The 14,052-nt window shown below is 36.8% G+C and carries 14 protein-coding genes and 1 pseudogene; 9 read left to right on the forward strand and 6 right to left on the reverse strand.

Annotation, left to right across the window (positions count from 1 at the left end; genetic code table 11):
* Positions 1–13: 13 nt before the first annotated feature.
* Entirely contained in the window at positions 14–1,651 is a 1,638-nt protein-coding gene (locus R4146_RS07445) for a peptide ABC transporter substrate-binding protein (RefSeq protein WP_373695355.1), read from the forward strand.
* An 82-nt stretch (positions 1,652–1,733) separates the two neighbouring features.
* Here R4146_RS07445 and R4146_RS07450 read toward each other — a convergent pair whose 3' ends face one another.
* Complete coding sequence (locus tag R4146_RS07450) at positions 1,734–3,137, reverse strand: APC family permease (protein WP_339960825.1); 1,404 nt, start codon at positions 3,135–3,137, stop codon at positions 1,734–1,736.
* A 107-nt stretch (positions 3,138–3,244) separates the two neighbouring features.
* Between R4146_RS07450 and R4146_RS07455 the strand changes: the two genes are divergently transcribed.
* Entirely contained in the window at positions 3,245–4,114 is an 870-nt protein-coding gene (locus R4146_RS07455) for a LysR family transcriptional regulator (protein WP_339960826.1), read from the forward strand.
* A 66-nt stretch (positions 4,115–4,180) separates the two neighbouring features.
* Complete coding sequence (locus tag R4146_RS07460; RefSeq protein ID WP_339960827.1) at positions 4,181–4,687, forward strand: O-acetyl-ADP-ribose deacetylase; 507 nt, start codon at positions 4,181–4,183, stop codon at positions 4,685–4,687.
* On the opposite strand, the gene R4146_RS07465 is transcribed toward R4146_RS07460, so the two are convergent.
* Positions 4,669–4,968 carry a hypothetical protein gene (locus R4146_RS07465; RefSeq protein WP_339960828.1) on the reverse strand — a complete coding sequence of 100 codons (300 nt, stop codon included), beginning with the start codon at positions 4,966–4,968 and terminating at the stop codon, positions 4,669–4,671. The two genes, R4146_RS07460 and R4146_RS07465, sit on opposite strands and share 19 nt — an antisense overlap.
* 509 nt (positions 4,969–5,477) lie before the next feature.
* Here R4146_RS07465 and R4146_RS07470 point away from each other — a divergent pair.
* The 3 genes from R4146_RS07470 to R4146_RS07480 are packed head-to-tail and all read left to right on the forward strand — an operon-like array spanning position 5,478 to position 7,767.
* The gene (locus tag R4146_RS07470) at positions 5,478–6,176 is read left to right on the forward strand and encodes an amino acid ABC transporter permease (RefSeq protein WP_339960829.1); all 699 of its coding nucleotides are present in this window, start codon (positions 5,478–5,480) and stop codon (positions 6,174–6,176) included.
* A 14-nt stretch (positions 6,177–6,190) separates the two neighbouring features.
* On the forward strand, positions 6,191–6,937 hold the full coding sequence (locus R4146_RS07475; protein ID WP_339960830.1) for an amino acid ABC transporter ATP-binding protein: 747 nt from the start codon (positions 6,191–6,193) through the stop codon (positions 6,935–6,937).
* A gap of 14 nt (positions 6,938–6,951) precedes the next feature.
* Positions 6,952–7,767, forward strand: a complete 816-nt coding sequence (locus R4146_RS07480; RefSeq protein ID WP_339960831.1) for a transporter substrate-binding domain-containing protein — start codon at positions 6,952–6,954, stop codon at positions 7,765–7,767.
* 50 nt (positions 7,768–7,817) lie between these two features.
* Here the strand turns inward: R4146_RS07480 and R4146_RS07485 are convergent, their stop codons facing one another.
* On the reverse strand, positions 7,818–8,783 hold the full coding sequence (locus R4146_RS07485; protein WP_339960832.1) for an ADP-ribosyltransferase: 966 nt from the start codon (positions 8,781–8,783) through the stop codon (positions 7,818–7,820).
* Between the two features lie 32 nt (positions 8,784–8,815).
* Complete coding sequence (locus tag R4146_RS07490) at positions 8,816–9,400, reverse strand: TetR/AcrR family transcriptional regulator (protein WP_339960833.1); 585 nt, start codon at positions 9,398–9,400, stop codon at positions 8,816–8,818.
* 165 nt (positions 9,401–9,565) lie between these two features.
* On the opposite strand from R4146_RS07490, the gene R4146_RS07495 reads away from it, so the two are divergent.
* The gene (locus R4146_RS07495; protein ID WP_339960834.1) at positions 9,566–10,195 is read left to right on the forward strand and encodes a carbonic anhydrase family protein; all 630 of its coding nucleotides are present in this window, start codon (positions 9,566–9,568) and stop codon (positions 10,193–10,195) included.
* Between the two features lie 57 nt (positions 10,196–10,252).
* Here R4146_RS07495 and R4146_RS07500 read toward each other — a convergent pair whose 3' ends face one another.
* The gene (locus tag R4146_RS07500; RefSeq protein WP_339961049.1) at positions 10,253–10,636 is read right to left on the reverse strand and encodes a tautomerase family protein; all 384 of its coding nucleotides are present in this window, start codon (positions 10,634–10,636) and stop codon (positions 10,253–10,255) included.
* Between the two features lie 261 nt (positions 10,637–10,897).
* Here R4146_RS07500 and R4146_RS07505 point away from each other — a divergent pair.
* Positions 10,898–12,256 (forward strand): annotated as a pseudogene (locus R4146_RS07505) (FAD-dependent oxidoreductase).
* Positions 12,257–12,464: 208 nt separating this feature from the next.
* Here the strand turns inward: R4146_RS07505 and R4146_RS07510 are convergent.
* Positions 12,465–13,610 carry a site-specific integrase gene (locus R4146_RS07510; RefSeq protein WP_339960835.1) on the reverse strand — a complete coding sequence of 382 codons (1,146 nt, stop codon included), beginning with the start codon at positions 13,608–13,610 and terminating at the stop codon, positions 12,465–12,467.
* 170 nt (positions 13,611–13,780) lie between these two features.
* On the opposite strand from R4146_RS07510, the gene R4146_RS07515 reads away from it, so the two are divergent.
* Positions 13,781–14,044, forward strand: coding sequence for a hypothetical protein (locus tag R4146_RS07515; protein WP_339960836.1), 264 nt, complete (start codon positions 13,781–13,783; stop codon positions 14,042–14,044).
* Positions 14,045–14,052 lie beyond the last annotated feature (8 nt).

Here is a 14,052-nt window from a genome sequence, read left to right on the forward strand (position 1 = left end):
AATTTGAAGGGATGTGTTAGGTTTGGCAAAGCGTTCATTTTGGAAATTATTGACAGCAGTTGGATTATCTTCATTGGTGTTAGCAGCCTGTGGAAATAATAACGCAAGTAGTACCACAAGTAATAAACAGGATTTAAATTGGATGAGTAGTGCCAGTATCTCGACACTAGACCCATCTAAAGCGGTTGATAGCATCAGTGACCAGACGGTTTATAATGCTTATTGGGGCTTATTAACACTAAATGGTGGCAATAAGGTTGCCCCAGGCGTTGCAACTAGCTACAAGGTTTCCAATGGCGGAAAAACCTACACGTTCTACTTACGGCATTCTAAATGGAGCAATGGTGATCCAGTTACTGCTCAGGATTTCGTTTACGGGATTCGGCGGAGTGCTGATCCAAAGACAGCTTCTCAATCTGCTTATTACCTAGACCATATTCAAAACTATGATCAAGTTAAGAATCAAAAGTTACCGGTATCAGCATTGGGCGTAAAGGCTGAAGGCGACTATAAGTTAGTGATTAACCTCAGCAGTCCCCAAAACTACTTCAAAAATCTAGTTACGCTTCCAGTCTTTTATCCTCAAAATGAATCAGTGGTTAAAAAGTATGGTTCAACATACGGGACTAGTAGTGCTAAATCAGTTTATAACGGTCCATTTAAGGTAACTGGTTGGACTGGGAGTAATGATGGCTGGACGTTGACTAAAAATAACCAGTACTGGAATGCTAAGACGGTTAAAGTGCGTAACATTAAGTACAACGTTATCAAAAATCCTAGCACTGGACTTAACCAATATGAAGCCGGTAAATTAGATGAATTACAACTAAATGGTAAGCAACAAGTCCAACACTTTAAGAATAGTAATCAATTAAAGCTACGTAACACCGACAGTGTTTATTACATTGCATTGAATTACCAAAAAGTTCCAGCATTGAAGAATATTAACATTCGTAAAGCACTTTCATTGGCGATTGATCGAAATCAATTAACTAAGGACGTGTTAGGGGATGGCTCTTATCCTGCTAAGGGCATCGTTCCTAAAGGCCTTGCTTCATATCAAGGCAAAGACTTTACTGATTGGTCGAATAACAAATCGGCAACGGCAAGTAATTTAACTACTGCTAAACGGTTATGGAAGTTGGGGCTATCACAAACCCACACTAAGCAATTAAACTTACAATTACTAAACGATGATACTCCAACTGGTAAGGCGGTAAATGAATTTATTCAAAGTCAATTAACGAAGCTACCAGGCTTAAAGGTTAGTGACTTGAACTTACCACATCCAACTAAGGTTAGTCGCTCCATCAATAATCAATTCCAAATTGCAGTTTCACTATGGTCACCATCCGTTACTGATCCAACTTCACCATTGAACGTTAAGACTTCAAGCAATTCTCTTAACTTTGGGAAGTGGTCAAATGCTCAATACGATGAATTGATGAGTAAAGCGACTGGTTCAGATGCTGCTAATGAAGCAAAACGTTGGCAAGACATGGTAAAGGCTAATGATATTATGCTAAGTCAACAGGCAATCATTCCACTTTACCAACAAGTGCAACCAGAAGTGATTAAATCTAATATTCATGGTGTTAAATACTATCCAAATGGACCTACTTGGGACCTATCTGGAGTTTATGTTAAATAGTTATTTATCCCACTAAAATCTAAAAAAGGACTACTCGTTTTATCGAGTAGTCCTTTTTGGATATTGTTATTAATTTAGTTGATTATTTTTGATTATTTTGTAACTTAGAGTGTCTAATTCCGTATACAAAGTAGAAGATGAATCCAATTACTAACCAAATTCCAACTGAAATCTTAGTGATGTTTGGTAGGAAAATGATGAAGAAAATACTGCAGACACCAGCTAAGATTGGTAAGAATGGATACCATGGCATCTTGAAACCATTGTTTTGAATATCTTTACGGTGACGTAGTTTAATAACTCCAAAGGAAATGAAGGTAAAGGCAATCAATGTTCCGGCATTAATTAATGAAGCTAATTGGGTAAGTGGTACCAATCCAGCAAAGAATGCTTGAACGATGGTAGCAATGATAATTGCATTGGATGGCACTGAATGCTTCTTAGAAACCTTACCCATTGCCTTTGGTAATAGACCATCCCGACCGAGTGCGTATACTAATCTAGACCCCCCAATGAACATGGTGATCATGGCGGTAAAGATTCCGAATAAAGCACCAACGGTAATCAATTTATTCCATGCAGTTAAATGAATAACATCTAATGCAAATGCAGCAGGATCATCAACGTTTAATTGTTTATAGTTAACAATTCCAGTCAACACAAGTGAGAATGCAACGTATAGAACAACCGCAATAACCACGGTCCAGATGATTCCTTTAATTACGTTTTTACCAGGATCGATGGTTTCAGCAGAATTAGCAGCAAGGGCGTCAAAACCAATGAAGGCAAAGAATACGGTTGCAGCAGAAGTTGCCAACCCACCAATTCCAAATGGTGAACTGTGGAACTCTTTAGGGTAAAATGGAACATAGTTGCTGGATTTAACGTAGAACACACCTACAACAATAAACAGGATGATAATAGCCACTTTGATCACAACCGCAAAGTTTTCAACTTTAGCGGAAAGTTCAGTTCCCTTCATCAAAATAAAGGCGATGATTAGGACGATTAAGACGGCAGTAATGTTAATGACGCCGCCTTCCATTGGACTGGCTTGAAGTGCCTTTGGAATATTAATGCCTAAGGCTGATAAAATGTTATTATTAAAGTATGCGGCAAAACCAGTTGCTTCAGCAGAGACGGCAAGGAAGTATTCTAGGATTAATGACCATCCTAAAATCCATCCCACGATTTCGCCATAGACAACGGACCCAAATGAGTATGCTGATCCAGCAATTGGCATGGCAGAAGAAAACTCTGCATATGCCATCCCCACCAGTCCAGAAACAATCGCTGCTAATAAGAACGCAATGGCAACTGCTGGTCCGGCATGGGATGCTGCTTCATGGCCAGGTAGGATAAAAATCCCAGTTCCAATCACAGCCCCAATTCCCAGTGAAACCAAGTCACGAGCATTCAATTTTTTAGATAACCTAGAATCAGCTTTAAGATAATTAGCAACTGATTCTTTTCTGAAAATTTGCATAAAATAATTCCCCTCTATATGTTAATTTACCTTTATAAATATATAACTAAATTAACTATAAGTGAAATTAATAATTCAAATCCTTATATTAGAAAAGGTGATACTTAATGAATAGATTATTAGTAATAGAAGCAATTTTACAAACCAATAGTTTTACTAAAGCGGCTGAACTATTAGGATATACCCAGTCATCCGTTAGTCAAATGGTAGCAAGTTTAGAGAAGGAATTTAATATTCAAATCTTAAAACGATCGCGAAATGGAGTTCAGTTGACCCCCGAAGGCAAAGAGTTGTACCCGTTTATTATCCAGACCATTCGTCAATATCAAGCGTTAAAAGAAACGGCCAGCTCGATTCGCGGGTTGAAGACCGGAACTGTTAAAATTGGAGCAATTACCAGTGTTAGTTGTTACTGGTTACCAGATTTGTTCAAGGAATTTCAAGCAGAATATCCGGATATTGAATTCGTGTTGCAACAAGGTGATTATGGGATGATTTTAAACTGGCTTAAAAACGGGGTCATTGACTTTGGGCTAATGACTGCTGACTATGGGGAAGGCTTTCATAAACATATTATTCATACGACGCAAATGAAGGCGTTTTTACCATTAGGCCATCCGTTGGCTAAGTTGGACCGAATTCCGATTGAAAAGTTAGCTGATGATCCATTTATTTTAGTGGAAGGTGGTGGCTATAGTGAGCCACTAGAAGCATTTAGTAATGCTGGGGTTAAACCGAACGTTAAATATCGCATCCAAGATGATTATACGATCATGGCCATGGTTGAAGCGGGCTTAGGAATCAGTATGTTGTCTGAGTTGGTGTTTAGTCGGACCAACTTTAACGTGGTTTCGAAACCGGTTGAACCGGCAGTTGAACGTCCAGTAGCGGTGGTTTATCGGGATAAGCAGACCTTACCAATTGCTAGTCAATATTTCATTGAATTCTTGATTAAGAACCGGAAACGATTAATGTAGTAAAACGCAAATAAGCCCACTAATATCGACTTAGTGGGCGTTTATTGGAAAGGATGGTTAATTAATATGATCAAATTACAAATAAGAATAGGTGATATTACTGATTTTAATGGTGATGCCATTGTTAATGCCGCTAATCACAGTTTATTAGGTGGTGGTGGTGTTGATGGAGCCATCCACCATGCAGCCGGTCCAGCACTAAATAATGCCTGTATGAAATTAAATGGTTGTAAGACCGGTGAAGCCAAGTTAACTGACGGCTATAACTTACCGGCTAACTATATTATTCATACTGTGGGCCCAATTTGGCATGCAACTAAAACAGATGCGATCCAATTAGCTAATTGCTATCGGAATGCATTGAGGATTGCGGTTAATCATGGTTTTAAGACAATTGCTTTTCCTTCAATTAGTACAGGTGCGTATGGTTATCCATTGGATCAAGCCGCACCAATTGCGGTGAAAACGATTTTACAATTTCCAAGTGATATAGCAGTTTCAATGGTATGCTTTGATGAGCGAACTGCGGATGCATATCAACGTGCACTACAAAATTATGAATCTGGTTTTTGATGATTGATAGATTTTGAAACTGATTTAGGGTTATTTTTATATATAATATAATCAGATTTATAGTGATTAACATGAAAATAACCACTAAAGTGATGTGATCCATTCTTATCTTTATTATTAAAGTATTGGTCTTGATTTATAATATAGTGCATTTCTGATGGTGACATCGGTGGTTGGTTATTATTAGCGTGGGCAAATAAATTGCCAAGGATTAAGAGGGCCCCAACTGCAATGGTTGCCAGGCCAATATATAGTCCAATTAAATAACTACGGTTAGACATAATTTCATCCTTCTTTCGATTTCTGGAATAACTAATTTAGATTAAAAGTCATTTGTTTATAAAATCCTTAAGACTTTCTTTAACATATTATAAAACAAATTTAACAATTTGTAATTGATTTTTGTTAACTTTTCAATTACAAATTGTTTATTCGGTGTTATGTTTGTCTTATCAATGTAATATTGATTGACATTTTACTTATTTATTGTTAATCTTAATCTAACAATTAGCGAACGAGGAGGAAGATTATAATGACTAGTATGAAAATGATGTGTTGTTCATGTTGTATTGGGTTCACTTTATATAGCACTAGTTATGAGATCTTCCAAAACCATTAAGACACATTATTTGGCAAGTAAAACGGGTTTGTGTACAATTAAGTTGTACATAAACTAATGTAATGAGTTTAATCATGGATGAAAAAGGTCATTAAATTAGTGTTATTGTACATTAATTTAATGGCCTTTTTCTGTTTTGCTAAATTGATCCTTACGAAAGGAGGAACATATATGAATACTTGGGATATTATTAAGGATTCAGCGCCGCAGTTAATTCAAGCAGCGTTGGTTTATACAATTCCAATTGCGATTGTCTCGTTTATTATCGGATTGGCATTAGGATTAATTACTGCTTTGGTTCGACTTTCTAAGTTAGGCGGGTGGTTCTTGATCGTGAAGGGAATTTTTCGTTTTTACGTTTGGCTCTTTAGAAGTACTCCCTTATTAGTTCAGTTGTTTATTGTGTTCTTCGGGCTTCCTTATTTAAGAATTGCCGGGATTTTACCTGATGGAATTAAGTTAACGCCAGTTGTTGCTGGAATCTTAACGTTTTCATTGAATACGGGAGCATATGCTTCTGAAACCATTCGTGGGGCAATTCAATCCATTCCTGATGGGCAATGGGAAGCCGCTTACTCGCTTGGAATGACTAAACGAAAAGTGCTTTGGCGAATTATTTTGCCACAAGCTAGTCGGGTTTCATTGCCACCACTGTCCAATGAATTCATTGGTTTAGTTAAGGACACGTCCTTAGCTGCATCGATTACGATCGTTGAAACATTCGAAGTGAGTCAGCAAATTGCTGCCCAAAACTATCAACCGTTGATTATGTACATTTTGGCGGCAGCTGTTTATGCAGTGATTTGTAGCGTTCTTACAATTTTACAAGGTTACCTTGAAAAGAAGGTTTCTAGTTATTCTGTTAGTTAGGAAGGAGATTGCAGATGCTTAGATTAAAAGATGTTTATAAGACCTTTGATGGTCAAAAGGCATTAAATGATGTGTCCATTCAATTTCCTAAAAACAAAACAACGGTAATTGTAGGACCATCTGGATCTGGTAAATCAACGTTGTTGAGATCCCTCAATTTACTTGAAATTCCTGATTCTGGTGAATATGATTTTAATGATTTAAAAATTGATTTTAGCAAAAAAATTAGTTCCAAAACGGTTTTGAATGTACGGCGTCATACAAGTATGGTGTTTCAAAGCTTTAATTTATTTCCCCATTTGACCGTTATTAAAAACGTTATGGAAGGACCCGTTCAAGTTCTAGGCAAAAGTAAAGCTGAAGCTAGTCAATTAGCAAAGCAATTACTATCAAAAGTGGGGATGGAAGGTAAGGCTGATGCTTATCCAGCCCAGTTATCTGGAGGACAAGCACAACGGGTGGCAATTGCCCGTTCACTAGCAATGCACCCTGAATACATTTTGTTGGATGAACCAACTAGTGCGTTGGACCCAGAAATTGAAATGGAAGTCTTGCGGGTCTTATTAGATCTAGCAAAGGAAAAACAATCGTTAATTATTGTTACCCATAATTTAACGTTTGCACAACGTGTTGCTAATCAAATTGTCTTTTTAGAAGATGGTAAAATTGGATTTGAAGGTCCTACGGATGAATTCTTCAATTCGAATGAACCACGAATCAAAGAATTTTTAGCAGCAATGTCATTAAATGATAATCTTTAAGGAGTTTTATAATTATGAAAATTAATAAATTAATCAAGCGTTTATCAGTAGTTACTGCATTAATTGGGACTGGAGTCGTCCTAGCGGCATGTGGTAATTCTAATAATTCAAGTTCTAACGGTAGTTATCAATCTGAATTAACTAAGAAGGGAACTTTAACCGTTGGACTTGAAGGAACATACGCCCCTTATTCATACCGTCAAGATGGTAAATTAAAGGGATTTGAAGTTGACTTAGCAACTGACATTGCGAAAAAGATGAATTTAAAGGTTAACTTTGTTCAAACTAAGTGGGACAGTTTAATTGCCGGATTAGGTAGTAATAAATACGATGCAGTTATGAACAATATGACTGTGACCCCACAAAGAGAAAAGTTATATTCATTCTCAACCCCATATACTTATTCCTACTACACTTTAATTACTAGAAGTGATAGTAATATTAAGAGCATTAAGGACATTAAGGGTAAGAACATTGTTGATGGAGCTGGAACTGACAATGCCGTTGTAGCTAAGAACTTTGGTGCCAAGGTATCTTCAACTCCAGAAAGTGCAACTGGTTATCAATTGATTCAACAAGGTCGTGCTGATGGAACTGTTAATGCGGTTCCTGCATGGAAGTACTACGCTAAGCACAATTCTACTAAGGGCCTTAAGGAAGTTGATGTACCCGCTAGTTTACAAAAACCTGCTGAAACTTCTGTAATGTTAAACAAGAACTCAAAGGCAGTTACTAAGAAGGTTAACCAAGCTATTAAGGAATTAAGAGCTGATGGAACCCTTAAGAAACTTTCAATTAAATACTTTGGATCAGATATTACTACTAAGTAATTGATTAAAAAATCCCGTTAGCAATCATTTAGATTCCTAACGGGATTTTTTTATTGGTTAACTAAGTTCATTGTTATCATTTTATATTTAATGGTAGTAGGCTTGGCGCTAATTTTCTTATGATGAGCAGCACTACCGATTTGACCATGCATGGAGTAGTAAGTAGTTACATTTTGAATCTTAGTAATTACTAATTGAGCATTCGGTTTTAATAGAAATTCCTTTTCAGGACTATTGATTGAGATTGGTGCGATATAAGCTCCATTATAACCGGCTGGAACGTTAATCTTTAATAGGATGGCACTTTGGAAGCCGGTTGCGATTTTATGAGAAATACTAGAAGATGAGAACGCAGCATCCTGGTAAATTCGCCCAACTCTGAGCGATCGATTATTAATGCTAGCTGCTAATCCCTTTTCATTGATTCCACGATAAATAGTCATGGCGAATGGTGTTTTGAATTTCATAATAGCAGAATTAATTAGATTAGTTTGTTGCTTAACTTTAGCGCTAACCTTTTTTTCTGGGAACCGTAAGTGATTATTGATGCCGGTATAAGCATTATTAGTGTAGTCACCAATGGCTTTCACTTGTTTTTTACTTAAGCTTTTGCGCCATTTATTTTCGATTGCTAGTAATTGCTTGTACTTCTTAGTATCCACATTATTAGCATGGTAAGAGTAAGTATTGTCCTTAAAATTAGGAACATAAAGTGGCTTATTTTGATTAACAAAATTTACGATATAACCATCTAAGAATTTTTTCTTAATACTACCGACCATAAATTGGGGTAGCGTCACTTGTTTATCATATTCGGGTTGCTTATTTTTGATCGGATATGCCTTGATCGATCGATTTAAAACCCATGAATTACTAGTTTTATCAGTAATGTATGAGCTGGTATTATTATATTCAATCAGTGACTGATTGAAATTATCCTTTGCATTGGCTGGATAAGTAAAACTGATGGTACCAATTAAAATGCTAAGAATGATGGGCATTTTATTAATTTTCATTAACGAAACTCCTTATTTTCTATCACTGATGATTAATTAGCTGGGAAATAAAGATCTAATACTTTATCTAACGGAGTGACAATCGATTCTACTGTTTCATCAATATCAGCATCGGGATTTTCTTGATACCATGTTCCAGCATATACAATCGCCCCTGCAATTTCAGATGCCAATAAATTAGCATTTCCATTGAAGGTTAAGCCATGTAAAGCAGCACAATAATCATTGATTAGCGCTTCGACTCTGGCTCTAAATGCGCTAAAAAAGACATTGGCGATATCTAATTGGTAGCTAGATGCTAATGACTGCCGGTTGTCATCCATAAAATGAAGCATGGAACTGATGATACTGGATAGTAATTCAGTTCTTCGCTCAACGAAATTGGATAGGTTATCAAACCCAGTTTCTAAATAGATGTTAACCCACCGCTTAGTTGCAAAATGGAGAAAGTCATCTTTATTTTTGAAGTGTCGATAAAATGTTGCTCTGCCAATCTTGGATTGCTTACATAAATCGTTAATAGAAATTGAATTAAAACTTTCAGTTTTAAGTAGTTGTAAAAAAGCATCCGTTAAAGCTTGATATGTTTTTTGGACTCTAATATCCTTTGTGTTCATTGTATTCACCCTCTATAAAGCTTTGCTAAAATAATACTAGCTAATTAAATATATTAACACATATATTAGGTTAACTTATCCTTTCTGATAAACAATTAATAAATTTTGCGTTTGTCGATGCCAAAATAGTGCTATTATTAGATTTAAATAACGGGGGGATTAAAAATGTTAGATTATCATCAACAAAATCATTGGGCAAATGGATTTGGTGGCCAACAGTCACCGATTGATATTGACCCAAAGATAACGATTGCCAATCAGCAATCACTATCATTTTCAATGGATACTAATTACCATTTAACTAAGCTAATTAATGACCAAACGACCATTAGATTGATTGGTGCAGGCCAAGCAGTCATCTTTAATCGTGAATTTAACCTTCAACAGGTTCATTTTCACGCCCCGGCTGAGCACCTGATTGATGGTCAACAATATCCATTTGAAGTTCACTTAGTACATCAAAATACAATTGGCCAGTTATTAGTAGTGGCACTAATGGTTAACGTTGCCAGTCCAAGTGATCAATTGAATACAATTTTGGATCATTTTGATGTAAATAATGATGTAGATGTGAATATTGATATTACAGAATGGCTTCAATTGAATGACCGAACGGGCTTTCACTACCTAGGTTCATTAACAACACCGCCACTAACTGAAGGGGTAGAATGGATTGTTTTAGATGCTCCAGCGTTAACGATTAGCGCTGCACAATTAAAACGGTATCAATCATTGTTTGCCCCCAATAATCGAATTCCTCAACCGCTTAATCATCGTCATATTTATAAATTGTAAAAATAAAGTCGTAATCTAATTAAAATTAGCATTACGACTTTATTTGTTGCTTAATTATTAGTGTAATGGACCATCAACAAATTGAGCTTTACCATTACCAAAACTCCAGTCAGCATCCCCATTTGTGGATAAACTAACTAATAAGTCCTTTGGATCTAAGCCAATTTTTTGGTTTAATTCCTTTGCTAATTGGTCGTAGAATGCCCGTTTTTGGGTAACATTTCTAGAACGAGTGGTGATTTGGAACATAACAACGTCGTTGCTGCGTTCAATGCCCAGGCCTGAATCTAAAATGTTCATTTCAAAAGGTTCGTGTTGGTTTAATACTTGGTAACGGTCACCATTTGGCACCCCGAATGTATTCAACATTACTTGGTATGAAACTTCCATTAAATCCTTTAAATATTTTTCGTCATGACCCTTAATTACATCAATTCGCATAAGTGGCACAATGATCACATCCTTAACTTTTATTATCAATTATTATATCTTATTCATAGGTGAATGTTAATTCTGAAGGGTAAATAAAGATTGTATAAAATTTCACTAATTTAGAGATATATCGTTTACGATATATTATTAAGTTGATATAATTAAGTTGTAATTTTGAATTTGATGGATTATAATTAGTTCTAGTTAATAATAATTCTAATTTAGAATTAATTATAATATTTTAAAACCTTGAAAGGTAGGTCATAGCTTATGAAAGTTATTGTTTTAGGATCTTCTCACGGTGGTTACGATGCCGTTCGTCAACTATTATTAGATGCACCAGATACAGAAATTTAATGGTATGAAAAGGGTGACTTCATCTCCTTCTTATCATGTGGGATGCAATTATATCTCGAAGGAGTTGTTAAGCATGTTAATGACGTTAGCTATGCTAAACCAGATGAAATGCGCAAGGAAGGCGTTGATGTATTTGTAAAACAAGAAATCACATCAATCGATCCTGCTAATCACACTGTTCATGTCGTTAACCATAATGATGGTTCCGAACGTGACGAAAGTTATGACAAGTTAATCATGAGTCCTGGTGCGGTTCCAGCAAATCTTCACGTAAAGGGTGAAGACTTACAAAACATCTACAAGATGCGTGGCCGTGATTGGGCAATTAAGCTAAAAGAAAAGACAGTTGACCCATCAGTTAAGAACGTTGTAGTAATTGGTTCTGGTTACATTGGTGTTGAAGCAGCTGAAGTATTTGCTAAAGCTGGGATGAACGTTTCAATTATCGAACATAACGAACGTTTATTAGGTCTATACTTGGATAAAGAATTTACTGACACTTTGACTAAGGTTATGAAGGACAATAACGTTGACTTCTACGGTAGTCAAGGGGTTGCCGAATACAAGGGTGAAAATGGTAAGGTCACCACTGCGGTTACTGAAAAGGGCGTTGAAATTCCTGCTGACTTAGTAGTTGAAGCTGCCGGAATTCACGCTAATACTGAATGGTTGAAGGGAATCGTTGACCTAGATGACCATGGTTTGATCAAGACGAATGAATACATGCAAACTAGTGAACCAGATATTTATGCAGTTGGAGATGCAACGTTAGTTCCATTTGCCCCAACTGGTAAGAAGGCACGGATTGCACTTGCATCCACTGCTCGTCGTGAAGGTCGGAATGCTGCGATCAATGCGCTTGGTCGAAAACATTCAATGGTTCCAGTATCTGGTTCTAGTGCTTTAACTGTGTTTGGTTACAAGTTTGCTTCCACTGGAATCAAGGAAGGAACACAAGCTCGTTTTGGCGTTAAGACTAAGTCATCCTTAGTAACTGATACGTTTAGACCCCCATTTGTGCCAGATAAAGATGGTAATGCTAAGGTATTATTCAAGATCACTTATGATCCAGAATCTCACGTAGTCTTAGGTGGTCAAGTTATGTCCACTCAAGACTCAACTCAAAACATGAACGTAATTTCATTGGCGATCCAAGCTAAGATGACGGTCGAAGATTTAGCTTATGCTGACTTCTTCTTCCAACCTGGCTTTGATCGGCCATGGAACATCGTTAACGTTGCTGCTCAACAAGCAATTGAAGATTTAAAATAATCGGTTCCAACATAAGAGTGAATTGAAGCTAATTTCAATTCACTTTTATTTTACATAAAATTTATTAAGGATTAATAAAATGAGATTGTTTTACTTGTGCTTTTCTTCACTAAGCACAGCTAAGTTGCTAAAAACCTTGTTATCACTGGTATATCAATCAAAATCAGCGTCTTACATAACTTTTGACTAACCATTTGACTAACCTTTGTCAAAAATTAGCATAATTTGATAGCTTATCGACCGCTTCTTTATGAATTTCTGGACTAACGTGAGTATATACGTCCATCGTCATTCGCGGATCAGAGTGACCGAGTCGAACCTGCACTTCTTTGATTGGCACACTTGCTGCAAATAACATGGACGCATGGGTGTGTCTAAATCCATGCACACTAATCTGGGGCATATCAGTGGTATGATAGATAGTGCTAAGCCATTGCTTTGGAAGCGACAATGCAAAATGGTGCTTACCGTCTTTGCTAAACACATAAGCGTCTAGGTTAGTGATATTGATTCCTTGCAGCAGCAATTGCTTGCGTTGCTCGATTTGCCATTGTTTTAGGACGTTGAGCGTCTTATCATCTATAAGGATCGTACGTTCACTTTCTTTAGTCTTGGGCTTACTAATTACGTTGCCACCGTTCACCGACTTAGATAGCGTCTTACTGACCGTTAAGGTATGCTTATCAAAGTCGATATTCGACCAAGTTAAGACTAGTCCTTCCGACTTACGCAATCCAGTAAAGGCAAGTAGTCTGAAATAAACGTAAATCCTAAATCGAGTATGCAGTCTAAAGTAGGGTGCATTGAAGAATTGTTTGAGTTCATCGCGGGTATAGAAATTCTTAGTCTTATCTTTGTCCTTAGCCTTAGGCATTATAACCATTGACGCTGGATTATGCTTGATATAGCCCCGTCTAAGTGCAAAGGTACATATTCGCTTGAATATTTGTAAGACCATGCCAAATGACTGAAATTCCTTCGCCCACTGATTAAGCTGGCGTTGTATATCAACTGGTTTAATCTTTTCAATATACATCTCCCCAAATTTGGGGAGAATATGATTAATCGACATTGTCCTAAAATTGTAGAACGTACTCTCACGGACTGAAGGACGATATGACTCAACAAACTCAGCATAAACTTGCTTGAACTTGGTTTTGCTATGCTGTTCAAGCTCATCCGCTTCAATCTGCAATTCCATTTTCGAGATGGCTAGTTTAGCCTCTTTCTGCGTCTTGAAGCCACGTCTAGTCGTCTGCCGTTTCTTACCCGTCCGTTCATCGACACCAAGGTAAATCCGGAACATATAATGCTTCTGACCGTCCTTGGTAGTGTACTTTTTAATTTTTGCCATTGTGATCATTCCTTTTCTTAGCTGGGGAGCAATGAAAAGGATTTTTTGTTGCTTAACTACATATTACGGTAGAAATTATTTTAATTCAATCCTATCATTGCTTATACAATATAATTGCTGGGGAGCAATCATACTAGATAAGGATAAGCAACGATAATGGAGTTGATATTATGGAAGCTAAACTACAAGTTGACGACTCGACATTTCAAGATGAGTTACGATCAATGTTTCAACAAGCATTTGATGAAGGACGTCAATCGGCAATCAATGCTGATCCGTTCATCCATGGTAAAGCTAATCTCGCTAAGTGGCTCAAATTCGGCTCGGCTAAAGTCAACAAGATGATTGAGCTCGATAAATTACCTTACCACGAGGTGCAAGGCAAGAAGATATTTCTAAAACAAGAAGTAATCGAATTCATTAAATCAAGATAATTGTACAC

This window comes from Nicoliella lavandulae (genome assembly GCF_037546185.1).
In the GTDB taxonomy this organism is placed as follows: domain Bacteria; phylum Bacillota; class Bacilli; order Lactobacillales; family Lactobacillaceae; genus Nicoliella; species Nicoliella lavandulae.